Consider the following 23816-nt stretch of genomic DNA (forward strand, 5'->3'; position numbering starts at 1 on the left):
TTAATATTTAATTTTTAAACCTGTTCTAAAATAGAGTGTATTTTTATCATCAATGGTATAAATATCATCTCTTTTGTTATTTCTCAATCTATAATCATTGGAAATACTATAAGCGGCATACCCATAATACAAAAGGTGTTCCGTAAAATAATGTTCATAACCCAATCCGCCTAGAATAATAGTTTGGGATATGTTTTCTGCGCGTTTCCCATTGAGTAACTTTGCTTCTTGGAGGTTGGCAAAAAAATTGTCTAAGGTTACAAATGCCTGTACATGATTGGAGTCGTCAAATTTATAACGCACATTCGTTTTTGGAACCCCCAAGGTGTACGTCCAATTAGGATGGAACTCTCTATAATAATTGAGAATAGGCAACGGATAATTCCGGCCTGGTGTTGTTGAATAATCTAAGCCTAAAACCAACCTATTCGGTTTGTCTGCTGTTCCTTCCTTAGTACGATCCCGTATAGCATAGGTGCTAACAAGATACAAATAATCATCAGATACCAGCTTAGAATTAAAATTAGATGCCAAACGCATCCCTACTTTAAATCCATAATACCAATCATTATCCTTCATTTTATGCAGATACCCAATAGAACCTTCAATTGTTTGTATAGAATTAAGGTCGGTGGTATTAAAAGGAACGTCGTCAAATTTGAGGGCGATGTAACGATAGTCGCCTCCTACAACAAGATAACCATTGTTTTTTAATTTTAAAGGCAATTGAAAAAGTCCTCTAAATCTATTTACCGAATTTTGAGTACTATTATTAGGAAGATGCAAGTATTCAATTCTCAATAGATCTGATGTTTGCGCTGATAAATTTGTACTGATTAACAACAGTATCAAAAAAACAATGGTGATTTTTATGCGTTGCGACATAAGCCTAAGAATTAATTTCAGATGAACCGCTTATGATATGAATATCTCGTTGTGGGAACGGAATACTAATCTTGTGTTCTCTAAATAATCTATCAATCTCAAAGCGCATATCACTTTGAGGAAAACGTGCATTAAAACTATCATTTATTGTAAAGGCCACTTTAAAATTTAATGAACTCTCTCCAAAATCGGTAAATAAAACGGCGGGCTCTGGTGTTTCCAAAACAGCTGGATGATTTCTGGCTACTTCCAATAAAATTTTCTTGACGAGTTGCACATCACTTCCATAGGCCACACCAACAGTTACATTTTCTCTAGTAGTAGCCCCATTTTGTGTCCAGTTGTAAAGGCTATTGGTTAAGTAGAAATGATTTGGAATTACCAACACCTTATTATCTGCAGTTGTGGCCCTCGTGGTCCGTAATTTAATTTCATCTACCCGTCCAATTTTTCCGTCCAACTCAATAATATCGCCAACATGGACCGTTTGGTCAACCAAAATAAAAACACCTGAAATAATATCCTGAAACAAGGTTTGGAGTGCCAACCCAATTCCCAGCAATAGCGCCGCTGAGGCAGCAAAAACACCAGTTACGGGTACTCCAAATGAATGCAGCATGATAAATAAGATAATCACATAAATCAAGTATCGACCATAAGAAAATACGGTGTTGAACTTTTTCTTGTTTGGTAAAGGTAGATTTCTTGTAATAAATTTATTGATCAGCCGGAGCACTATTGTGGCGATAAATAAAACCACAACTAGTACTATAATATCTTGTACGCTAATGACAATATCTTTGCTAAAATGAATTGATAAATTCAGAAAATCTTTAAGCTCTTCCATAGATTTTTTAATACTTCAACCATTTGAATAATTCTTTGTAAGTCGGTTTTTTACCGTACATCAAAATACCTACTTTATAGATTTTTGCCGCAAACCATACAGTTAATGTAAATGTGCCAACTAATATGGCAAACGACAATAACTGCTGCCATATTGGAACACCAAACGGGATTCTCATTAACATAACCACTGGAGAAGTAAAAGGAATAAATGAAAATACCGTAGAAACCGTACCATGCGGATCTTCAATAACTGTAAAAACACCTACATATACCGCTAAAATAAGAGGCATGATAATAGGCATCATAAATTGTTGTGTATCTGTTTCATTATCAACTGCTGCACCGATAGCCGCATATAGGGAGCTATACAACAAATAACCACCAATAAAGAAAAATAAAAAGGCCACACATAAATTCAAAATTGGCAAATTGACAAACCCAGTTATTAACTCCTGAGCCATATTTTGAGCATCTGAATTTGACATTGCTTGGTTCATCATTTCCTGCTGGGGCGTTTGCATCTGCATGATATCAATGCCAAAAATTGCTGAGACTACAGATAACAGTACACCTCCTAAAATTATCCAAATAATAAATTGGGTGACGCCTGCCAATGAAGTTCCGATGATTTTTCCCATCATTAACTGGATTGGTTTTACAGAAGATATGATGATTTCAATAATCCGGCTGGTCTTTTCTTCAATAACACTACGCATGATCATATTACCATAAATAATAATAAACATGAACAACAAATATCCTGCAGCACCTCCAAAAGCTAATTTTAAATAACTATCAACTTTTGAGGTTTTCTCTCCTTCAAATGTTTCTTGAGCAATATTAACTCTCGTTTTTGACGCTAAAATTTGAGCTATATCAACACCCTCATTTTGTAGTTTAATATCTGACAGACGTTTTTCAATTTTACGCTCCAATCCAGAAATTATGGTTAATGATGGCGAATCATCTGAAAAGAAATTAACAGACTCTACGACATTAATGGAATCTGAACTTTTTTTAATGTACAACAATCCGAAGTCGTTTTTAGCCTTAACTAATTCTTTAGCTCCCTCAATGGGCATGGAATTGATAATGGTATAGGTCGTAAATTCAGATGTTTCAAAAACATCAGCAACCAATCCTGTTTCATCCAAGATTGAAATGGTACGCTGCTTATCATTGTTCATCTGAGATAAGTATGCAACAACGGCAATCAGTGCAATCATGATCATCGGACTTAAGAATGTCATTACGATAAAGGACTTGTTGCGCACTTTATTCAAATACTCCCTTTTAATGATCAGCGGTAAATGATTCATTATTTAGTTATTTTTTACAGTTTGAATGAAGATATCGTTTGCACTTGGGATGACCTCAACAAAATGATGAATTTCAGCCTTGGAGGTTAAAAAACTTAACAAATCATTAGGCGATGTATGTTGAGGCAATTTAATATTCATTTTTATATCATCACTCAAATTTTTAAATGTGGCAGGAAATACTTCAAATTGTTCTTGAATGGCTTTCTTAACCAATTCCGGATTTCCAGCTTGCAAACCTACTTCAAAGGTGTTGGTCTTAAACTGACGCTTCACATCTGTTAATTTTCCGTCCAACACTTTGTTAGATTTATGGATAAGTGCAATATGATCACACAGTTCCTCTACAGATTCCATACGATGTGTGGAAAAAATTACAGTGGCACCTTCATCTCTCAACTGTAAAATCTCATCTTTAATCAGAGACGCATTGATAGGATCAAAACCCGAAAACGGCTCATCAAAAATCAATAATTTTGGTCGGTGTAAAACGGTGACAATAAACTGAATCTTTTGGGCCTGCCCTTTACTGAGCTCTTGAATTTTCTTATGCCACCAATCGCCGATATCCAATTTATCAAACCAATATTTAAGTCGTTCTTTAGCTTCCTGTTTGGTAAGTCCTTTAAGCTGCGCTAAATAAATAGCCTGTTCTCCAACTTTCATTGATTTATAGAGACCGCGTTCTTCCGGCAGATAGCCTATATCTCTAATATTATGTGGCTTTAGCGGCAAACCATCTAAAAGAATTTCGCCAGCGTCGGGCATAGTAATTTGATTGATAATCCTGATAAGTGTGGTTTTACCTGCGCCGTTAGGGCCAAGAAGCCCAAAGATGCTTCCTTTAGAAACTTCAATAGAGACATTATTTAATGCCTTAAAGTCTCCAAAACTCTTAGAAACAGAATTAGCAACCAACAAGTTGTTCATAAAATAAGGTTTGAAAAGTACAGTTTAAAGATGTGTAAAGATATTAAATGTTAGAACTCAGAAACGCCAATACACTCAAATTTTTAACCGAAATGCAATATCTCCTTTAAAAAATTTCAAACTAAAATTGCCTATAAAAACAAAACCCACCCTTAAAAAATTAAGGATGGGAAAAAATTGCTATGAAAAAGAAAAATTATCACTAAAAATATTAGTGATACTCAAATATAGTCATTTTAAATAAATAACCCTTTGGTTATGAAAACATATCTTTTACTTTCTCAAAAAACGATTTGTCTGAACTTTCAGGTTTTGGAAGAAAATGTTCGTCATTTCTCATCCTTTCAAAAAAGTCCCTTTGTTCTTTATTTAAGGTCTTTGGAGTCCATACATTGATATGGACTAGCAAGTCGCCTTTACCATACCCATTGATACTCGGAATACCCTTACCTCTTAAACGCAAAATTTTACCAGACTGGACACCTGGTTCAATTTTGATTCTGACCTTTCCAGTAACCGTGTCAATTTCTTGACTGTTGCCAAGTACAGCATCAGGAAGGCTAACATACAAATCATAATGTAAATTATCTCCTTCACGTTTTAAAGTGGCATGTTCTTCCTCTTGTATAGCTACCAATAAATCTCCTGATATTCCATTTCCTGGCGCTTCATTACCTTTCCCAGACACTTTAAGTTGCATGCCATCTACAACACCAGCAGGTATCTTTACAGAAACAGTTTCATCCTGAAGTACTAGACCTTGAGCGTCGGCATCAGCCGGTTTTTTGTCTATCATTTCACCTGCGCCGCCACATGTTGAACATGGCGATGACGTTTGCATACGTCCCAAAATAGTATTGGTAACGCGCATTACTTGCCCAGAACCATTACAACTTGTACAGGTTTTATACGTTGTACCCGGTGCTTGAACTTTACGCTTAACTTTAAGTTTTTTCTCAACACCATTGGCAATTTCCTCTAGGGTTAAGGTAATTCTAATTCTTAAATTACTTCCCTTAACACGTCTTTGCTGACCACCAAAGCCACCACCAAAACCTGAAAATCCGCCGCCGGCAAAGCCACCTCCAAAAATGTCACCAAATTGACTAAAGATGTCGTCCATATTCATGCCGCCACCGTTAAAACCACCGCCACCTTGGAATGCTTGATGGCCAAATTGATCATAACGTGCCTTCTTTTCAGGGTTGCTTAAGACTTCATAAGCCTCAGCAGCTTGTTTGAACTTTTCTTCTGCTTCCTTATCATCAGGGTTTTTATCAGGATGGTATTTAATAGCCTTCTTCCTATACGCCTTTTTAATGTCGCTAGCTGAAGCATTTTTATCTATTTTCAGTATGTCGTAATAATCTTCCTTCATTGTATAGTATTTCTAATCTATTCCTAAATAATCACTCGCTTGTTTAAGATCCCGTAATTACTTTAGGAAAACGAATCACTTTATCACCCAATTTGTAGCCTTTTTCTATAACGTCTACAATCTTACCTTTTAAATCGTCAGAAGGGGCTGGGATTTGTGTAATGGCCTCATGCAAATCTGCATTAAAAGCATCACCTTTTGCAGCGGCTACTTCTTCTAATCCTTTACTTTCTAATGTGTTTTTGAATTTATTACGAATCAACTCTACACCTTTCAAAAGCTCTTTTTCTTCTGATTTTGACATTTCGTTAAGCGCTCTATCAAAATCGTCCAAAACAGGTAGTAGCGACAGAATCACTTCCTGACCAGCAGTTTTGTATAAATCCATACGCTCTTTAGTAGTGCGTTTTTTGTAATTTTCAAATTCTGCAAATAGTCTTAAAAACTTATCCTTTTCTTTTCCTAAGTCTTCTTGCAACTGTTCTTCAACACTCAACTCCTCTGTAATTGGAGTTTCATTTACAGGATCCTCAACGTTTGTTTCAACGTCCTCTACTCTATCTTTTTTGCTCATCTTTTTGAACTTCATTTTAAATCTTCATTTTTCAATTGGCAAAAGTACTGCCATTATTCAAAAAATGTCAAAATGTCACAAAATATTTTAGAACAGTCATAAGTTATTTAAGATATTGTGTAGCTTCTATGGCATTCAGAAGCGAGGGAAGTAATTTAGGGTAGTACTACTTGTTGATTAACGTAGGGAATTGTATCGTTTACAGCTATTAACCTATTAAGCTTCATACAAAAGACATATGCCATAAAGGAATCAGTAGATTTTTAAAAATAAATGATTCAGGACATTTTTTACATGTCATTTTTTTGAAGTAAATTTTCTAATGCTGGTTGGATGTTGGAATACGTAAAATCAAAACCAGTTTCTTCAATTTTTTTTGAACTCACACGTTGACTTTCAAAAAGTAAAATATGCATTTCCCCGAGGGCCAACTTCATAGCAAACTTGGGAATATTTGGGAGAAATAGCGGTTTGTGCAATGCTTTCGCTACGCCTTTTGTAAGCTCTGTATTGGTAATTGGGTTTGGAGCCACACCATTAAATACACCTTCCAATTCTTCTTGAATGATATGGACAAAAATCCTAGACAAATCATATACATGAATCCACGATTGCCATTGATCTCCAGATCCAAATGCCGCACCCAATCCTAAGGATGTTGGTTTCATAATTTGTGGAAGGGCACCTTCATTATCATCTAAAACTAAGCCTATTCTCACTTTGGAAACCATCAACCCCATGGCCTCGAAATCATCTACTGCGTTTTCCCATGCGGATACAACTTCGCCTAAAAAGGTAGGTGACACTTTAGTGTTTGTTTCTTCATAATATTTTGTAAAAGAATCTGGATAGATGCCTACTGCACTTGCCGAAACAATATGCCTGATATGATGAGATTCGACCTTTAACAGTGCGTCTTTAAGACATTGAAGTGTATTGATACGGCTATTCAGTATGACAGTCTTGTAACTGTCCGTCCACCGTTTGGCAATAGTGGCGCCTGCTAAGTTAATTATGGCATCTACATTATTAAAACATTTGGAATCAATGATCCCTTCCTTTGGGTTCCAATAAAACCCCTTGTAGTTCTCCTGAGATTGAATTTTATCCTTTGAAGTGGTAAGATAATGTACTGATATACCTTGCTCATGGCAGCGTTTTACTATTTCCCTTCCAATTAAACCTGTAGCTCCCGTAATTAATATAGTCATTTAATTTTCTACTTTTTATAAAGTTAATAAATGCACCTCCTATTATATCTGACTTTACATTAGGTTTAACACAATTAACATATCTCTTTATGGAGTATGCCTACGTCATCTCGTTAAATAACATTCATATTGCAGTCTTATGACGATGCAGAAAAACCCACGTTGGTCTAATATTATCACTTTATTGCCCTGAGCATTTCCCGTTTTCCTGGTGGGCCGGGCAGCTTTTCTACACTAAATCCAACCTCCTGCATGGCACGGCGCACACTTCCTTTGGCAGCATATGTTACCAAAACCCCTTTTGTTTTAAGTGCATCATACATTAATTGAAATATAGCAACTGTCCAAAGTTCTGGCTGTACCCGCGCCCCAAAAGCATCAAAATAGATCAGATCAAACTTATTTTTGTCCGTGATATCCATAAACAGTAATTGTTGTTTGTGCAGTGTGAAATGTGGTGTCAATTCCACCTCCTGTTCCCATGCACTGCTATGCAAGCGATTAAAGAGGGCTGCCTTGTGATCCACCTTTAATTCTTTCACATAATTCAACGCGCCTTGTTCTTCCTCAGATATAGGAAAGGCTTCTACGCCTTGATAGTAGATATTCACCGGATATTTTTCTGCTTCTAATAAGGTCAAAAATGAATTTAACCCAGTACCTAATCCAATTTCAAGAATTGAAAGTGTGCCAAATTCATCTGTTATAGGTTTATCAGTCTTTGTAAATCCATTTGTTTCTAAACTGAAAAGCAAACCATGTGCAATGTACACGTGGTTTGCTTCTTGTATAGCACCATGGATGGAATGGTATTGTTCATTCCATTCTTCTATTTGGATGGTTTTTGAACCATCAGCGGTTGTAATAATATGTCGTTGCAAGTGTTATTCTCCTTTTAACAGTACACCGTCAGCCTCAAACGAATATGTTGTGTTTGCCTCAGTAATTGCTGCTATTTCATCTGCAGACTTACCAGCATCTTCAGCATAATGGCGTTGCTCATCTATAGGAACTTCATTAACATAGGCTTTGCCGTTTAGCACCACATTTTGTCCTGCAATATCTTTTGGCATAAAAAATCCATAATCCTTAAACTTTACCATTACTTGGTGTCCGTCTTCAAGATTGATTTTCATCCAACAGCCCTTTGATTGACATACCTCTTCTACTTTACCAATCATTTTGGCAGCTATAGTATCTCCTAAACGCATCGTCTTATAAGCCATTGTCATTTCTGATACTGATTTTGCATTCGCATCGGATATCTCTTTACCTATAGACGTATACTTAACTGTCTCCTTTTCTACCGTATTGACTTCAGTTTTTTTTGTTTCATTCTTACAGGCAACCACAGCCAAAACACACCCAAAAACAATCAGTAATTTCTTCATAATTCGTTGATTTCTATTAAAATTATCGTCACAAATATAACTTTATTTTAAAACATTTTTTTCATTTTTTATACTGCAAGAAATGACTAAATTTGCACCATCAAACACAAAAACATGACAAAACTAATTTCACACGAAATCGATATCGTAAAATCAGAGACTTCTAAAATTAACGCTGTTGATTTTGATAATTTGACATTTGGCAGAACTTTTACTGACCATATGTTTATATGTGACTATGAAAATGGTGCGTGGCAAACACCACGGATTATTCCTTATCAGCCAATGACGATGGATCCTTCTGCGCGAGTATTTCATTATGGACAAGCGGTTTTTGAAGGGATGAAAGCGTACAAAGATGCTGATGGTAAGGTATGGATGTTCAGACCTGAGGATAACTTCAATAGAATTAATAAGTCTTCAGCACGTTTGGCAATGCCTGAGTTTCCTAAAGAATACTTCTTTAAAGGTTTAACAACTTTATTACAAATGGACAGTGACTGGGTAAAGCCAGGAAAAGGGAACTCATTATATGTAAGACCGTTTATAATTGCAACAGATCCAGCAATTTCTGCATCGCCTTCAAATAATTACAGATTTATGATTATTTGCTCGCCTGCCAAAGCATATTATACTGATAAAATAAAGGTATTAGTGGCAGAGAAATTCAGCCGATCAGCCAATGGTGGTGTTGGATTTGCAAAAGCAGCTGGAAATTATGCGGCGCAATTTTATCCAACAAGCCTTGCCCAAAAAAGAGGCTTCCAACAAATTATATGGACTGATGCTGACACCCACGAAAAATTGGAAGAAGCGGGTACTATGAATGTGTTTTTCAGAATTAACGATAAGTTAGTGACGGCACCAGTAAGTGATCGAATTTTAGATGGTGTTACGCGCAAAAGTATTATTCAATTAGCACAAGATAACGGGATTGAAGTAGAAGTGCGTCCTATAACAGTTACAGAACTTAAGAATGCAGCAAAAGCAGGATCTCTAAAAGAGATTTTCGGAACAGGTACTGCCGCAGTTATCAGTCCGATATCAGCTTTTGAACATGCTGAGGAGTTGTTTGAGCTTCCAAATATTGACAATTCATATGCTGATACTTTAAAAGATACCATGTTGAACATTCAACATAATCTTACAGAGGACAAACATGGTTGGAGATATGGCGTGTAAGACTTACACCGGCCAATTTTAATTTAAACCCCAATTTTTAGTGATACTATCAATTGGGGTTTTAGTGTTATTGAGCTTTGAGTATAGTTTCAATATTGGGAACAAAGTAATTAGGACCTTTTAAAACCTTACCATCCTCTCGATAAATTGGCTCTCCATCTGCACCAAGTTTACTCATATTACTCCTTTGAATCTCATCAAAAACCTCTTCAATTTTATGCTGTAAACCATGTTCTATAATAGTGCCACACAAAATATATAGCATATCTCCCAAAGCATCGGCCACCTCAACCAGATCATCAGAATTAGCAGCTTCTAAATATTCTTCATTTTCCTCTCGCATCAACTTATAGCGGAGCATGTTTTTCTCCAACCCGAGATCAGCTTTTGGGGTTTCTCTATGGCCAATTTTAAATGCAGTGTGAAATTGCGTCACTGCCTCAAGTTTCTTTTTCATAAGGGTACTTTTTTTTATTGAGATTTGAACATTGGATATGTTATGACAGTCATAATAACTTTCCATTTTTAGAACTATCTAGTCCAGTATTATAATAGTTTGAGTAATTTTGCATAAAAATAGCTATATGTTTACAAATGGTCAATTGATTTTTGGAGGTTTATTTGCAATTGTATTTGCCATTGTCTTGTTTTACACCTATCGGAAAGACTTAAAACTGCATAAAAAATATTATAAAGGGAGTATTTGGATCCTGTTGGCTTTTATTGCCTTTATTGTGATGATAAGCGTGGTGAAGTACATTATCGTATAAATATCCTATTTTAACACTTAAGTTGAACTTACCTAACAGTTAAATTCACTTAAATATTTCGTTTGAAGCAAAATATTTCATTTTCAAGATTCATTTTAGTTCATTCTTTAGCCTAAATTTATTATGCTATTAATCAATTAATTATCTAAATGAATATAATCAAATTTTCAAAAAATCGCCCTGACATTATTAATGTCTACATTTCTATTTAGTAGTCTCCAATCACAATCGGATATAAATACTAAAGGTATAAAACCACTCCGAATCGGTATCAAAGCGGGTCTTCCTAATATTCTTACTGCAAATACCGAATATGTTACTCCATTAATGAACAATAGAATGGCAATAGTTGTTGACTATATGTCGCTATCTAAAACAATTGACGAGACTGAAATCAACTATAATAATTTCGAGATTGGCTCCAACATTTATCTAAAATCCACCGGAAAAGGTATTTATGGCGGTATTTCCTATTTTTCATTTGATAGTGAAGGAACTTTTCGAGAAATTACATTTGACGATGGAAGTGCTGAAGACGGCACGGGTGAAATAAAATTTAACACTGTCAATCTTAAACTCGGAGTTAAGGTTGGACGTGCTTTTTATTTCAGATTTGAAGTTGGATATGGTTTTGGAGATATACCAGAACAAATCCTAGTAAAAAGTAAGTCTAGCGGAAAAACAACGTATGAAGAAATTCCAGATATACCAGGGATTTCAAGTTCAGGCCTGCCCGTAATAAATTTTGGAATCGGAGTTGGTTTATTATAAAATATAAATAAACTAGTTTTACTTCCACCTATTTTCATCAACTTATAATGACCGCATTTCAGCTAAAATAAAAAAGGGAAACTAAATTTTAGTTTCCCTTTTCAATATCATGTAATTAATTAGTTAATTATTGCCTTTCAAAAAGCTGTACTTTTTGCTGTACTCTAACATTTGTGTTGGAAAAGATTCTGGTTGTGTTACTTTAATGGCAGTAATTTCACCGTTGTCATCCATTTCAGGAACCAATACAGGATTTACGAATCCGCTATAAGGCGCCCCTGTAAATTGCTCATTTCTTTTTAAAACTTCTGCATGCACAGTTTGATCAACTTTAACACCATAATCTTCAACTAATGCTTCAACCGCTTTATAATCGCCTTCTGATTTGATGCGTTGTGTTTCCCGAAGCAACTGACCGAAAAGCGCGTGAAGTTTATCATAATCGTTAATGTTATAATATGTTTTACCGTCGCGTGATACCTTTTCAATCACGTTATCTTTTTGGCCTTTTTCAAATACCCAAGCACTCACCCATTGTCTATTTCTCATATGGGACTCTTCAACATCGTCACCCAAATTCAATCGAATTAGTTGGGTCATCAATCCATTACGAATATATCCATCATAAGCAGCCATTCCTACTTTTTTCCAATCGTCTACCAATCCTAATTCTTGCAATTTGGGATTGTATAAATAATAGAGCCCAACCAAATCCGCACGTCCTTCTTCCAAAGTAGAAGCATATGTTTTTAGCGTTTCTTTTGTTTCACCAACACCAGGATTCAATTGTCCTGAGGCGTGCCCAATGACTTCGTGCAAGGCAGTATGCAATTTATCAGCAATTTGACCGTATTGTTCTTCCAATTTAAGTTCCTCCTCATCATGGACAAATTCTTTCAAGCGGCCAGAACTTCCTGCATTGTTGTAGGCGTTGATAATATTTCCCAGGGATACCGATTTGCTACCTACAGCGGCACGAATCCAGTTCGCATTTGGTAGGTTTACACCAATTGGGGTGCTTGGAGAAGCATCTCCAGCCTCACCAGCTACATTAACGACCTTATAAGTTACTCCAACAACATTTTTCTTTTTATGTGCATCCATCAACGGCGAATTATCTTCAAACCATTGTGCGTTATCAGACAGCACTTTCATTTTTTGAGACATATCAAAATCGTTGATTTGCACAATGCTTTCATAAGAACCTCTATAACCTAATGGATCATTATAGACCTCAATAAAACTGTTGATATAATCTACATTTCCTTCTGTTGCTGCTGTCCAAGCTACATTATAATCATCCCAAGTTTGTAAATCGCCAGTTTTGTAATACTCAATTAACAACCCTAATGCATCAACTTGTGCTTTATTTTCCGCAACACCTTTAGCCAATTCCAACCATTTTACAACTTCATCAATTGCAGAACCGTAAAGTCCACCAGATTTGTAAACTAATTCTTTAACAACGCCATTTTCTTTCACCAACTTAGAATTTAGTCCGTAAGACAATGGCTTATCTGGATTTGGTGATTTTTTATTTTTGTAAAATTTCTCCACATCAGCAGTGGTTACATTAGGTCCATAAAAATTAACAGCAGATTGCGCCACATTATCCACGCCTTTTGCTTGGTTTACTTTTTTAGCATCTTTGTCGTTGAAGATGACATTAAAAGCTTCTCCTTCTAACGTTACATTAGTTTCAGACACTAAGGTTTTTAAATAGTCCTGAGAAAACTCAGGTTGAATTTTATCATTGGAATAGTGGTGATGAATACCGTTACTAAACCAAACACGCTTTAAATAGGTTTCAAAATTTTTCCAGTCGTCAGAAGATTTATCGCCGTCATAGGTCGTGTAAATAGTTTCTAAAGCTCTTCTAATTTGCAGGTTGTGACGGTAGTTTTGATCCCACATAATATCTCGTCCAGCCAATCCTGCCTGCGTCAAATAATACACCAATTTTTGTTCCTTCAAGGTCAAATTCTCCCAACCAGGAATTTGGTAACGTAAAATTTTTATATCAGCAAATTGCTCAACATTATAATCAAAGGGTGCAGTTTTGTCTTTGTACGCAACAGTAGTTTGTGCGTCCGTATTTGTTTTTGATTCGTTTTTACAGGAATAAGTCAGACTCATTGCCAATGCAATTCCGAACATCATTTTTAATTTCATCAGTACAATTTTAAATTAGTATCCAACAAATGTAATATTTATTAAGATACTATAAAATTGTCTATCTTTGATTAACATTACAACTACCACCAATGAAATTTTTTAAATACCTCCTATTTCTACTGTTAATTGCATTTATCGGGATGGCCATTTATGTTGCTGTCCAGCCTAATTCTTTTACCATCTCAGAAAGCACAACCATAGCCGCGCCAAAATCTGTCGTGTTTGATGCTGTAGCTGATTCTACAGAGAATGATCGCTCTTATTTTTGGAAATCGTCAGAGACATTTACTACTGAACAATCGCATCCTAATGATTCAATTATCCAAAATTTTACAAGTGGACGTATAAAGCAATCAGATTTAAAATGGATGTTTGAATCTAACCCTGATGGATCTACAACGGTAACCCGTATGCTTATTGCGGATAAATTATCATTTATGACCAAAGCTAAATTTGCTTTATTTGGAGACCGTATGGAGGAATTGACGAAACAATTTAAAACTGATTTAAAAAATTTAGATAAGGAAGTTGTTGAAAGCATGGCAGTTTACACTGTTAAAAGTGATGGTGTGACCGATTATGGCGGCGGATTTTATTTGTATAAAACAATTTCCTCTACAGGCAATAATAAAAATGCCACGATGGCTAAACAATTTAAAGAGATTTCAGCTTTTATGAACAGTCACAATATAACTGCAAGCGGGAGGCCAATGAGCATTTATATTGAAATGAATCTTGAAAATGGAAATGTTATTATGAGTAACGCCATTCCTGTAAGCGAAAATATTCTGGTTGCTGAAGACAGCAATATACTCAGCGGTTATATGGAGCGTACTCGAGCTGTTAAGGTAACTTTAAAGGGGAATTCTTCACATCTTAAAGAAGCTTGGGAAACTGCTCGAAAATATGTAAAAGATAACAACTTGGAAACGTCAGGAATGAGCCCATTTGAGGTGTATAAGAATGATCACGCTAGTCTTGATAATCCTGCAGATTGGATTACGGAGATTTATATTCCAATTAAGGAGAAAGAATTGGACAATCCCATTGCCTTGTGAAACAATTAGTTTTAGTCTTTATTGGTGGCGGTATTGGTAGTATACTCAGATATATAATTGGGAAGTACCTGAATAGTGCGAGCACTGGAATACCTTATGGTACTTTTGCCGCTAACATTTTAGGCAGTCTGTTTATAGGAATTATTCTTGGGTTAGCCATGAAGAACAATAATCTTTCCGAAAATCAGATTTTGTTTCTTGCTACGGGATTTTGTGGCGGCTTTACCACCTTTTCAACCTTTGCTTATGAAAACCATGTGTTTTTAAAATCAGGAGATTTTATGAGTTTTGCAATCTATACAATCGCAAGTTTTGTAATTGGTTTTCTAGCTGTCTTCGGCGGCATGTATTTGGTAAAAAGCTGAAGACTGAAAACTGCCAACTGAAGACTGAAGACTGCAAACTTCAAAAAAATCTATTTCTTATAATCCTTTACCCCTGCTCTAACCTCAGCATCCACATAGTTAACCCGAGGTACAATTGGGCAAGAATATTTCTCGTTATAGGCACAATACGGATTATACGCGGTGTTAAAATCGATAGTGATAACATTGCCTTCTGGAATGCTCAAATCGATATAACGTCCTGCGCCATAAGTTTCCTCACCATTGGTATGGTCCAAAAATGGTAAAAACAAGTAGTCCTCATATTCTTCATCATTCAATAAATCTTGATCCTGATACACATTTAGTTGATAAGTAGCACCATGTAGTGTGAAGCTCACCTCACCATATTTTACATAAGTAGCCAATCTATCTGTGGTAGTTTTCATTTTAAATGGCTTCTCATCTTCGGTTCTCTTAAAAGTTGCCTGAACCACATAGGCCGAATCAAATTTAAAAAAGTCCAAGCCAGTAAAATCTCTACGGTCCTTGTCCTTTAACGGCGATTTTGAAGCATCTTTAAATGAGGCGTTCAATTCTCTCTGAAACTCTGTTTCGCCCTGAATAGGTTCTTTGTTTTGAGCACAACTCCAAAAAAACAAGAATCCAAAAACCACTGAATATACCGTTTTCATATTAAAATAATTGATTTGTAAAAATACAACATTAACTTATTTTCCCTAGCTTTGAACGTCAATAAAAACAGGAATTATGCCAATAAATACTGTAATTTATTATCATAGAAGAGCCATTACTGCCTGACGTTTGACTAATTATATGATATAGGATGAATTACCATTTTAATTACAATAAAAAAGTTTGACATCACTGTCAGACTTTTGTTTTTTTAAGATCCTTTTTCTCTTTTATTGAGCTTGAGACGAAACCAAACTAACAATGAAACTTTACAATTTTTTTTATTATTCAGTGGGACAAGCCTACCTCAACACCTTTAGAGGGTTGTCTAAAGAAGTTTGGTGGCTAGCATTTATAACGCTTATTAATAGGGCGGGCACCATGGTCATCCCCTTTTTATCCTTATATCTGACCACTGATTTAAATTTTTCATTGGATGACGTGGCTTGGATAATGACCGCCTTTGGTTTTGGCTCGCTCGTCGGTTCATGGATTGGTGGCAAACTCACGGATATTATTGGTTATTATAAGGTTATGGTGATCAGTTTAATCTTGAGTGGTACCCTATTTATCGGGATGCAATATCTTGATACTTTTGCTACCGTATGTATAGGAATATTTATACTTATGGCTGTGGCAGATATGTTTAGACCAGCTATGTTTGTGGCGCTGAATGCGTATAGTAAACCAGAGAATAAGACCCGAAGCATCACCTTAATAAGGTTGGCAATTAATTTAGGATTCTCTGCAGGTCCGGCGGTTGGCGGTCTTATCATTACGACCATGAATTATGGTGCCTTATTTTGGATAGACGGATTTTCATGTATGATTGCAGGTTTGCTGTTGTTAAAAGTATTACATCCAAAAAAATCAAAGGCATTGGATACAGAGGAAAGCACCACACCGCTATCGGCATATACCGATACATCCTTTATCATATTTCTATTGGCAATGGTCATATTTGGCATCATATTCCTGCAGCTCATATCCACTATTCCGTACTTTTATAAAGAGGGAGTTGGACTTACCGAGTTTGAAATTGGGTTGCTAATGGCTATGAATGGTTTATTAATTTTTACATTTGAAATGCCGCTCATCAAATGGTTTGAAAATAAATCCTACACAAAAATCGGATTAATGATTTTTGGATTGTTATTAATTTGCTTGAGTTTCCTTATTTTAGTCATCAATCCGTGGCTTGGTTTTGTTATTATTAGTATGATTTTACTGACCTTTGGGGAGATGATTGTATTTCCATTTTCTAACTCCTTTGCTTTAGACCGAGCAAAACGCGGACTTAAAGGTCAGTATATGGCGTTATATAGCATTGCTTTTTCAATATCCCACATTTTTGCGCATAATGTCGGGTTTCATTTAATTGATGAATTTGGTTTTAATAATACTTGGATGATTATGAGCGTATTTGGTCTTTTAGGGTTAGGACTTTTGCTCTATCTTAAAAAACAAATGCTGGCCACTAAACAGATAATTTGACATGAAAACTTCTTATAAAGTTTTAATAGTTGGCGCAGGACCCATCGGTATTGCCTGTGCATTGGAATGTAAAAAAAATAACTGGGATTATGTTGTAGTGGAAAAAGGTGCTTTGACCAATTCCCTTTTTAATTATCCAAAAAACATGACTTTTTTCTCCACTTCGGAAAAATTAGAAATTGATGACATCCCCTTTATTAGTAACAATCCAAAACCCAATAGAGACGAAGCGCTTGAATACTACAGACGTGTTGCTTCCTCAAATACTCTAAATATTCATTTATATGAAGAAGTGACTGCCATTAAAAAATTGGAATCTTACTTTGAAGTGAAAACATCAAAAAACATTTACAATGTTGAAAAAGTTGTAATTGCTTCAGGGTTTTATGACATTCCGCAACTTCTAAATGTACCTGGAGAAGGGTTAGAAAAAGTCACCCATTATTATAATGAAGCACATCCTTATGCCATGCAGGATGTGGTCGTAGTTGGTGCTAGCAATTCGTCCGTAGATGCGGCATTAGAAATTTGGAGAAAAGGTGGCAACGTAACGATGGTTATACGCGGTTCAGAAATTGGAGAACGGGTGAAGTATTGGGTAAGACCTGATATTATCAACAGAATTAAGGAAGGCAGCATTACGGCTTATTACAATTCGGATGTGTTGAACATCACCGAAAAAGATATTACCATCAGGACTCCAAAAGGTGAGATCAGTTTTACAAATGATTTTGTAGTAGCCCTCACCGGATATCGTCCAAATTTTAAATTCTTGACTGACGCTGGTATAGACCTGTCCAATGATAAGGCCCAACTTCCAGAATATGACCCAAAAACAATGGAAACCAATGTTTCAGGCCTGTATTTGGCGGGTGTTATTTGTGGAGGTACAGAAACACATAAGTGGTTTATCGAAAACTCCAGAATTCATGCAAAGTTAATTGCTGAGCACATTTTGAAATCAGGATCCTAAATACAAAACTTAAAGTATTTAGTTTATAGGCCGTACTTCGTTGTATTTTATAACATGAGACAATACAATCTGTGTTTTTGTTTCACCATAAACTATGAGCTGGTCTATAAAACTTTCCAAATGTTTCTGGTTTTTTAAGACCACTTCCATAACAATGTTTTCATTGCCTGTAATTCTATAACAATTCAGAACCTCGTCGTAAGTTTTTACCTTTTCTAAAAATGGCTTAAGCATTCCCATAAATGCCCGTAAGGTAATAATGGCCTTGAGCTGGTATCCTGCTTCAAATGGCGACACAAAAGCGTGGTACCCTTGGATAATACCGGCATCTTCCATTTTTTTGATTCGTTCAGAAACGGCGGGCGAACTCACTCCTACTTGTCGGCCAATTTCAGCATTAGATTGGCGTGCATTATTCTGCAAACACGTTAAAATCTTCCAATTAAGGGTATCTATGCTCATATTAAATAAAATTAACTTAATTGCTTTAATTATTAAAGCAAATATACACTATTACTTTAAAACCGATTATAATAGCTCTTCTTTTGTCTGTAAATTTGATAAATTACTATTGTGTAAAAATGTTGTATCCAATTCCATCGCATCTGCCAGATTCGCCTATTTATAAAAAGGCCATGGATATTATTACCCTCTCTAGAAGCATTTCTACCTATTTGAATCAAGATTTATCATATTTAAAATCAGACGGTTCTGAAGATGAGCATATTTATTTTTCTGGAGATATCGTTCAGCAGTCAACCTCATTAGCACCTGAAATTGTCAATGCTGAGTTAGAGCGTCACTCTGACAAGAAATACAAGCATATTGCTACCTTAGAACGTTTAACAGCATTACTTTACAAAAACTGCCGCCGTTTGGAAAAAAGTCACAGTAACGGTCGAGATTACCTTCCAATTCTAAGAAGTGAATTAAAAAAATTCAGACGCTTACAACGTACGTGGATGATGACCTTATAAATTTTAAAATTTATAAATAATTCAAACTTTATCAACTTAGTGACATACTTTACAGTATTCACGTTCCTTTAATTGGCCAACTAAATACCCATCATCATTAAGTTTAAAATCACAACAGTCTACAAAGCCTTTTGATATAAGCTTTCGGCCACGTTGAATTTGAGATTTGATGGTGGGTAAAGGCCGATTTAAACGCTCTGAAATTTGAGTTTGTTTGAGTCCTTGTATATCTGCCAGTACTAATGGGTCTCTATACTTCTTAGGTAAATTTTTGATGATGCCACGTAAACAATCTTCCTTAGTATGTTCATTTGTCTGGCCTTCTTGCACCAAATCTTCACGTGTGTCCAAAGCGTCAAGTTTCTGTTGTCTAAAATAATCCATCACCGTATATCGTGCCACAGCAAACACCCATGCTTTTAACTTGGAGGCATCTTCCAGAGTATCATGTTTTATATGCACTTTTATGAAGGTTTCTTGAAGCAAGTCATCTGCAACTGTATCGTTCTTTACTTTACTTAAAATAAAGTTCTTCACATCTTCCGCATATAAATTCCAAACAGTTTGTGTTTTCATTTGCGTGTATTAAAAAAGAGTCTGCTTAGTATAAAATTACAAAACAGACTCTCATAATTACCATTTTAAACTAAGCTTAACAGTTACAGTTTTTACAGGTACAGTTCTCACACGTACATCCTGCACAATTTCCTCTTTGACAATTATCGCAATTACACGCACATTCTTTAGTATTCATAAGATTTAATATTTAAGGTTCATGTAATAGACGTAAAAAGCTTAAAAAAGATGCATTTGCTGGGTTTTATTTTTAAATATTTAATTAATTTCTAATGATGAACGAACTTTAAAATTTGGATTTTTGTTTGATAAGCCACTCACACAAGCTTTGCGTTAGTTTAAATGCGTTTCGACATTCTGTTTAAATTTCTTAGGATCCCGTAAAAAGGCGGGATAAGCGTCTCACACAAGTTTTGCGAAAACAAGTACGCTTCAAGATTTGGCTTAAATTATTTGAGATCCCGCTCAAAAGCGGGATAAGCGACTCACGCAAGTTTTAAAAAAACAGGTACGCTTCAAGATTTGGCTTAAGTCTCTTGAGATCCCGCTCAAAAGCGGGATAAGCGACTCACACAAGTTTTGCGAAAAGCAAAACTTGGTTCGCTGCTTACATGTTTCTTCTGTACTGACCTCCAACTTCAAATAACGCATCTGTTATCTGGCCTAAAGAGCATACTTTACAGACTTCCATCAAAGCTTCAAAGATGTTTTCATTGTTTATGGCCTTATGCTGAAGCTCTCTTAACAAATTATCAGTGTCATTTCTTTGGTGCAGGTTTTCAAGTGTTTTGATCTGGAATTGCTTCTCTTCTTCCGTTGCTCTAATCACTTCTTTCGGAATCACCGTTGGGGAGCCCTTACTACTTAAGAACGTATTGACACCAATAATTGGGAACTCACCGTTATGTTTCAAAGTCTCATAGTACAAGCTTTCTTCCTGAATTTTACTGCGCTGATACATTGTTTCCATCGCACCAAGCACACCACCGCGTTCCGTAATGCGATCAAATTCTAACAAGACTGCCTCTTCAACCAAATCAGTCAATTCTTCAATAATGAAAGAGCCTTGAATTGGGTTCTCATTCTTTGCTAGTCCTAATTCTTTATTGATGATCAACTGAATGGCCATGGCTCTACGTACAGACTCTTCTGTAGGCGTTGTTATGGCTTCATCATAGGCATTGGTATGTAACGAGTTACAGTTGTCATAAATAGCATATAAGGCCTGCAAAGTGGTACGGATATCATTAAAGTCAATTTCCTGAGCATGTAAACTACGTCCTGAAGTTTGGATATGATACTTCAACATTTGCGCTCTCGGATCAGCACCATACTTATTTTTCATCGCTTTAGCCCATATCTTACGCGCTACGCGACCAATCACAGCATATTCTGGATCGATACCATTCGAGAAAAAGAAGGACAGGTTTGGACCAAATTTATTGATATCCATCCCTCTACTTAAATAATACTCTACATAAGTAAATCCGTTAGACAACGTCAAGGCCAATTGGGTAATTGGATTCGCGCCCGCTTCTGCAATATGATATCCAGAAATAGACACCGAATAAAAGTTACGGACATTATTTTCAATAAAATACTCTTGTACATCGCCCATCAATCGTAAAGCGAATTCGGTAGAGAAAATACACGTGTTTTGCGCCTGATCCTCTTTTAAAATATCTGCTTGAACGGTCCCTCTTACCTGAGCAATCGTTTTGGTTTTAATATCTTGGTAAACCTCATTTGGTAATACTTCGTCTCCAGTAACACCTAATAACATCAATCCTAAACCATCATTAGTCTCTGGCAAATCGCCATTATAGGTTGGCCTGTCAACTCCTTTTTCTTTATAAATGTTGGCAATTTTAGTCTCAACTTCTTTTTCTAATCCATTTTCCTTGATATACAATTCACATTGCTGATCAATTGCTGCATTCATAAAGAAGCCTAATAACATTGGTGCAGGACCATTGATGGTCATGCTCACAGAGGTCATGGCATGAGTTAGATTAAATCCAGAATACAGTTTTTTGGCATCATCCAAACAGCAGATACTAACACCTGCATTCCCAATTTTCCCGTAAATATCAGGACGTAGATCTGGATCATTGCCATACAATGTCACACTATCAAACGCTGTAGATAGCCGTTTGGCCGGCAATCCCATACTTACGTAATGAAAACGCCTGTTGGTCCGTTCAGGTCCGCCCTCGCCAGCAAACATACGTGCTGGATCTTCACCGGTGCGTTTAAAAGGGTATAAGCCTGCGGTAAACGGGAATTCACCCGGTACATTTTCTTGAAGCACCCATCTTAAGATATCGCCCCAAGCTTGGTATTTTGGCAAAGCCACCTTGGGTATTTGTATGTGAGAAAGGGATTCTGTGTGTGTTTCAATTTTTATTTCCTTATCTCTCACTTTAAATGAATAGATAGGATTTTTATATGAATTAACTTTTTCGTTCCATCCCATTAACACTTCCCAGTTATAAGGATCGAGGTTAAGCTTTACTCGGTCAAATTCGCCTATTAATAATTTAACGAAATCATTTTGCGTTTCTGACTTTGAATAAATAGACTTACTATCAATACCTGCTTTATCCAATTCTGGTGTCTTACCTATTACGGATTCTAGTGTTTTGTAAATTCCATAGAGTTTCTGAGCGACTTCTACCTGTTCCGTAGCCGTTTTATCGTAAGCACGGTTACTTTCGGCAATTTCTGATAAGTAGCGTGTTCTGGCCGGTGGGATGACAAAAATCTTTTCGCTCATTTCTTGCGATATGGTAAAGGTAGATTTCAAGTCGGCCTCCGTTTTCTCCATAACCTTATCCATGATGGCCTTGTACAGTGTGTTCATTCCCGGATCATTGAATTGAGAGGCAATAGTTCCGAAGACCGGTAAATCACTTTGGTCCACATCCCACAGTTGGTGGTTGCGCGTGTATTGTTTTTTTACATCACGTAAGGCATCCAATGAACCGCGTTTATCAAATTTATTAATGGCTACCAAATCAGCAAAATCCAGCATATCAATCTTTTCCAATTGTGTGGCTGCACCAAATTCGGGAGTCATCACATAAAGTGACACATCAGAATGTTCAATTATTTCAGTATCTGACTGACCAATACCTGATGTTTCCAAAATAATCAAATCATAATTTGCGGCCTTCAGCACCTCAATAGCTTCATTGACATACTTTGATAAAGCTAAATTGGATTGTCTAGTGGCCAAACTACGCATGTACACACGTGGACTATTAATGGCATTCATACGAATACGGTCTCCCAATAAGGCACCTCCAGTTTTACGTTTTGATGGATCCACAGAAATTAAGCCTACGGTCTTTTCAGGAAAATCAATTAAAAATCGACGCACCAATTCATCAACCAATGACGATTTACCAGCTCCTCCAGTTCCTGTAATTCCGAGCACAGGAGTTTTGGAACCTTTATTTTTTTCGTGAATCTTATCTAAAATAGGTTTCGCTACTTCAGGAAAATTTTCTGCTGAAGAGATAATCCTAGCTATGGCTTTAGGGTTCTTACTTTTCAATTGCTCCACTTCATTTCCAAGCACATCACCAATGGCGTAATCAGATGTTTCTACCAAATCATTAATCATGCCCTGCAACCCTAATTCCCGTCCATCATCAGGTGCGTAGATTCTGGTAATACCATAATCCATGAGTTCTTTAATTTCCTCAGGTAGAATCACACCGCCACCACCGCCAAATATCTTGATATGGCCAGCACCTTTTTCATTCAACAAATCATACATGTATTTAAAATACTCATTATGTCCACCTTGGTAAGAAGTTAAAGCAATTGCGTTTGCATCTTCTTGAATGGCCGTATTTACCACCTCTTCCACACTTCTATCATGGCCTAAGTGAATTACTTCTACGCCTGTTGATTGTATGATGCGTCTCATGATATTTATGGCGGCATCGTGGCCGTCAAAAAGAGAAGCTGCAGTTACTATTCTAACTTTATGTTTGGGTTTATAGGGTGTTACTTGTATCATATGTAAAAATTAGATTTATACCTCTCGCAAATTTACAGATTTTATAAAAGAAGCACACATTTATTGTCAATAGTTTAGTGAAGGATTAACCATCATCATCCCACCAATTTTCTGATCACGACTACTGTATAATTATATATTTAGCCAGTAAATAGAGACTATTTTTAAGATTCGAGGAGCGAATTCCAATACTTCGGCATGAATAGTGTTTAAAAGCCCTAAACAATCATAATTTAAAACTATTTAATTTATTT

23 protein-coding genes are annotated in these 23816 nt (G+C 36.1%); 8 read left to right on the forward strand and 15 right to left on the reverse strand.

All coding sequences use genetic code 11. From position 1 onward, the window contains the following. The 9 genes from BXY82_RS00340 to BXY82_RS00380 all read right to left on the reverse strand — a co-directional run bounded on the left by BXY82_RS00340 (window position 1) and on the right by BXY82_RS00380 (window position 8537). The gene (locus BXY82_RS00340) at window positions 1-885 is read right to left on the reverse strand and encodes a hypothetical protein (protein ID WP_133756200.1); all 885 of its coding nucleotides are present in this window, start codon (window positions 883-885) and stop codon (window positions 1-3) included. Window positions 886-889: 4 nt separating this feature from the next. Further along, the gene (locus tag BXY82_RS00345; protein WP_133756201.1) at window positions 890-1732 is read right to left on the reverse strand and encodes a mechanosensitive ion channel family protein; all 843 of its coding nucleotides are present in this window, start codon (window positions 1730-1732) and stop codon (window positions 890-892) included. A gap of 7 nt (window positions 1733-1739) precedes the next feature. After that, on the reverse strand, window positions 1740-3053 hold the full coding sequence (locus BXY82_RS00350) for an ABC transporter permease (RefSeq protein WP_133756202.1): 1314 nt from the start codon (window positions 3051-3053) through the stop codon (window positions 1740-1742). 3 nt (window positions 3054-3056) lie between these two features. Next, window positions 3057-3983, reverse strand: coding sequence for an ABC transporter ATP-binding protein (locus tag BXY82_RS00355; protein WP_133756203.1), 927 nt, complete (start codon window positions 3981-3983; stop codon window positions 3057-3059). Between the two features lie 256 nt (window positions 3984-4239). After that, the gene (dnaJ, locus tag BXY82_RS00360) at window positions 4240-5361 is read right to left on the reverse strand and encodes a molecular chaperone DnaJ (RefSeq protein ID WP_133756204.1); all 1122 of its coding nucleotides are present in this window, start codon (window positions 5359-5361) and stop codon (window positions 4240-4242) included. Window positions 5362-5404: 43 nt separating this feature from the next. Next, window positions 5405-5935, reverse strand: a complete 531-nt coding sequence (locus BXY82_RS00365) for a nucleotide exchange factor GrpE (RefSeq protein WP_133756205.1) — start codon at window positions 5933-5935, stop codon at window positions 5405-5407. A gap of 290 nt (window positions 5936-6225) precedes the next feature. Further along, the gene (locus BXY82_RS00370) at window positions 6226-7146 is read right to left on the reverse strand and encodes a TIGR01777 family oxidoreductase (protein ID WP_133756206.1); all 921 of its coding nucleotides are present in this window, start codon (window positions 7144-7146) and stop codon (window positions 6226-6228) included. 176 nt (window positions 7147-7322) lie between these two features. Beyond that, on the reverse strand, window positions 7323-8027 hold the full coding sequence (mnmD, locus tag BXY82_RS00375) for a tRNA (5-methylaminomethyl-2-thiouridine)(34)-methyltransferase MnmD (RefSeq protein WP_133756207.1): 705 nt from the start codon (window positions 8025-8027) through the stop codon (window positions 7323-7325). A 3-nt stretch (window positions 8028-8030) separates the two neighbouring features. After that, window positions 8031-8537 carry a DUF4920 domain-containing protein gene (locus BXY82_RS00380; RefSeq protein WP_133756208.1) on the reverse strand — a complete coding sequence of 169 codons (507 nt, stop codon included), beginning with the start codon at window positions 8535-8537 and terminating at the stop codon, window positions 8031-8033. 114 nt (window positions 8538-8651) lie between these two features. Between BXY82_RS00380 and BXY82_RS00385 the strand changes: the two genes are divergently transcribed. Further along, window positions 8652-9719, forward strand: coding sequence for a branched-chain amino acid aminotransferase (locus BXY82_RS00385; protein ID WP_133756209.1), 1068 nt, complete (start codon window positions 8652-8654; stop codon window positions 9717-9719). A 67-nt stretch (window positions 9720-9786) separates the two neighbouring features. Here the strand turns inward: BXY82_RS00385 and BXY82_RS00390 are convergent, their stop codons facing one another. Next, complete coding sequence (locus BXY82_RS00390; protein ID WP_133756210.1) at window positions 9787-10176, reverse strand: pyrophosphohydrolase domain-containing protein; 390 nt, start codon at window positions 10174-10176, stop codon at window positions 9787-9789. Between the two features lie 127 nt (window positions 10177-10303). Between BXY82_RS00390 and BXY82_RS00395 the strand changes: the two genes are divergently transcribed. Together BXY82_RS00395 and BXY82_RS00400 are read left to right on the forward strand one after the other, a co-directional pair. Next, complete coding sequence (locus BXY82_RS00395) at window positions 10304-10489, forward strand: hypothetical protein (RefSeq protein WP_133756211.1); 186 nt, start codon at window positions 10304-10306, stop codon at window positions 10487-10489. 339 nt (window positions 10490-10828) lie between these two features. Further along, window positions 10829-11260, forward strand: coding sequence for a hypothetical protein (locus BXY82_RS00400; RefSeq protein ID WP_166643237.1), 432 nt, complete (start codon window positions 10829-10831; stop codon window positions 11258-11260). 123 nt (window positions 11261-11383) lie between these two features. On the opposite strand, the gene BXY82_RS00405 is transcribed toward BXY82_RS00400, so the two are convergent. Beyond that, on the reverse strand, window positions 11384-13432 hold the full coding sequence (locus tag BXY82_RS00405) for a dipeptidyl-peptidase 3 family protein (RefSeq protein WP_133756213.1): 2049 nt from the start codon (window positions 13430-13432) through the stop codon (window positions 11384-11386). 92 nt (window positions 13433-13524) lie between these two features. On the opposite strand from BXY82_RS00405, the gene BXY82_RS00410 reads away from it, so the two are divergent. Continuing rightward, window positions 13525-14493 carry a GyrI-like domain-containing protein gene (locus tag BXY82_RS00410; protein WP_133756214.1) on the forward strand — a complete coding sequence of 323 codons (969 nt, stop codon included), beginning with the start codon at window positions 13525-13527 and terminating at the stop codon, window positions 14491-14493. Then, entirely contained in the window at window positions 14490-14858 is a 369-nt protein-coding gene (gene crcB / locus BXY82_RS00415; protein WP_133756215.1) for a fluoride efflux transporter CrcB, read from the forward strand. Before BXY82_RS00410 ends, crcB begins: the two co-directional genes overlap by 4 nt. Window positions 14859-14908: 50 nt before the next feature. Here crcB and BXY82_RS00420 read toward each other — a convergent pair whose 3' ends face one another. After that, window positions 14909-15511 (reverse strand): DUF1684 domain-containing protein, encoded by a 603-nt coding sequence (locus tag BXY82_RS00420; protein ID WP_133756216.1) that lies wholly within the window; start codon window positions 15509-15511, stop codon window positions 14909-14911. Between the two features lie 262 nt (window positions 15512-15773). Between BXY82_RS00420 and BXY82_RS00425 the strand changes: the two genes are divergently transcribed. Both BXY82_RS00425 and BXY82_RS00430 read left to right on the forward strand, forming a co-directional pair. Continuing rightward, on the forward strand, window positions 15774-17006 hold the full coding sequence (locus BXY82_RS00425; RefSeq protein ID WP_133756217.1) for an MFS transporter: 1233 nt from the start codon (window positions 15774-15776) through the stop codon (window positions 17004-17006). 1 nt (window position 17007) lies between these two features. After that, window positions 17008-17979: a YpdA family putative bacillithiol disulfide reductase gene (locus tag BXY82_RS00430; RefSeq protein ID WP_133756218.1), complete on the forward strand. Its 972-nt coding sequence runs from the start codon at window positions 17008-17010 to the stop codon at window positions 17977-17979. An 18-nt stretch (window positions 17980-17997) separates the two neighbouring features. On the opposite strand, the gene BXY82_RS00435 is transcribed toward BXY82_RS00430, so the two are convergent. Continuing rightward, window positions 17998-18441: an Lrp/AsnC family transcriptional regulator gene (locus BXY82_RS00435; RefSeq protein WP_133756219.1), complete on the reverse strand. Its 444-nt coding sequence runs from the start codon at window positions 18439-18441 to the stop codon at window positions 17998-18000. A 119-nt stretch (window positions 18442-18560) separates the two neighbouring features. Here BXY82_RS00435 and BXY82_RS00440 point away from each other — a divergent pair, with 119 nt between their 5' ends. After that, the gene (locus BXY82_RS00440) at window positions 18561-18956 is read left to right on the forward strand and encodes a hypothetical protein (RefSeq protein WP_133756220.1); all 396 of its coding nucleotides are present in this window, start codon (window positions 18561-18563) and stop codon (window positions 18954-18956) included. A gap of 36 nt (window positions 18957-18992) precedes the next feature. Here BXY82_RS00440 and BXY82_RS00445 read toward each other — a convergent pair whose 3' ends face one another. Next, the gene (locus tag BXY82_RS00445; RefSeq protein WP_133756221.1) at window positions 18993-19532 is read right to left on the reverse strand and encodes a sigma-70 family RNA polymerase sigma factor; all 540 of its coding nucleotides are present in this window, start codon (window positions 19530-19532) and stop codon (window positions 18993-18995) included. Between the two features lie 607 nt (window positions 19533-20139). Next, window positions 20140-23562, reverse strand: a complete 3423-nt coding sequence (locus BXY82_RS00450) for a methylmalonyl-CoA mutase family protein (RefSeq protein ID WP_133756222.1) — start codon at window positions 23560-23562, stop codon at window positions 20140-20142. Window positions 23563-23816 lie beyond the last annotated feature (254 nt).

Source organism: Gelidibacter sediminis (assembly GCF_004364975.1).
GTDB lineage: Bacteria > Bacteroidota > Bacteroidia > Flavobacteriales > Flavobacteriaceae > Gelidibacter > Gelidibacter sediminis.

Coding starts and splice junctions, on each gene's coding strand:
- BXY82_RS00425 (WP_133756217.1), top strand. CDS start 15,774: ATGAAACTTTACAATTTTTTTTATTATTCAGTGGGACAAGCCTACCTC.
- BXY82_RS00380 (WP_133756208.1), bottom strand. CDS start 8,537: ATGAAGAAATTACTGATTGTTTTTGGGTGTGTTTTGGCTGTGGTTGCC.
- BXY82_RS00420 (WP_133756216.1), bottom strand. CDS start 15,511: ATGAAAACGGTATATTCAGTGGTTTTTGGATTCTTGTTTTTTTGGAGT.
- BXY82_RS00440 (WP_133756220.1), top strand. CDS start 18,561: ATGTTGTATCCAATTCCATCGCATCTGCCAGATTCGCCTATTTATAAA.
- BXY82_RS00435 (WP_133756219.1), bottom strand. CDS start 18,441: ATGAGCATAGATACCCTTAATTGGAAGATTTTAACGTGTTTGCAGAAT.
- BXY82_RS00345 (WP_133756201.1), bottom strand. CDS start 1,732: ATGGAAGAGCTTAAAGATTTTCTGAATTTATCAATTCATTTTAGCAAA.
- BXY82_RS00405 (WP_133756213.1), bottom strand. CDS start 13,432: ATGAAATTAAAAATGATGTTCGGAATTGCATTGGCAATGAGTCTGACT.
- BXY82_RS00370 (WP_133756206.1), bottom strand. CDS start 7,146: ATGACTATATTAATTACGGGAGCTACAGGTTTAATTGGAAGGGAAATA.
- BXY82_RS00365 (WP_133756205.1), bottom strand. CDS start 5,935: ATGAGCAAAAAAGATAGAGTAGAGGACGTTGAAACAAACGTTGAGGAT.
- dnaJ (WP_133756204.1), bottom strand. CDS start 5,361: ATGAAGGAAGATTATTACGACATACTGAAAATAGATAAAAATGCTTCA.
- BXY82_RS00390 (WP_133756210.1), bottom strand. CDS start 10,176: ATGAAAAAGAAACTTGAGGCAGTGACGCAATTTCACACTGCATTTAAA.
- BXY82_RS00350 (WP_133756202.1), bottom strand. CDS start 3,053: ATGAATCATTTACCGCTGATCATTAAAAGGGAGTATTTGAATAAAGTG.
- BXY82_RS00400 (WP_166643237.1), top strand. CDS start 10,829: ATGGCAATAGTTGTTGACTATATGTCGCTATCTAAAACAATTGACGAG.
- BXY82_RS00385 (WP_133756209.1), top strand. CDS start 8,652: ATGACAAAACTAATTTCACACGAAATCGATATCGTAAAATCAGAGACT.
- BXY82_RS00410 (WP_133756214.1), top strand. CDS start 13,525: ATGAAATTTTTTAAATACCTCCTATTTCTACTGTTAATTGCATTTATC.
- BXY82_RS00395 (WP_133756211.1), top strand. CDS start 10,304: ATGTTTACAAATGGTCAATTGATTTTTGGAGGTTTATTTGCAATTGTA.
- BXY82_RS00355 (WP_133756203.1), bottom strand. CDS start 3,983: ATGAACAACTTGTTGGTTGCTAATTCTGTTTCTAAGAGTTTTGGAGAC.
- BXY82_RS00340 (WP_133756200.1), bottom strand. CDS start 885: ATGTCGCAACGCATAAAAATCACCATTGTTTTTTTGATACTGTTGTTA.
- BXY82_RS00430 (WP_133756218.1), top strand. CDS start 17,008: ATGAAAACTTCTTATAAAGTTTTAATAGTTGGCGCAGGACCCATCGGT.
- BXY82_RS00445 (WP_133756221.1), bottom strand. CDS start 19,532: ATGAAAACACAAACTGTTTGGAATTTATATGCGGAAGATGTGAAGAAC.
- BXY82_RS00450 (WP_133756222.1), bottom strand. CDS start 23,562: ATGATACAAGTAACACCCTATAAACCCAAACATAAAGTTAGAATAGTA.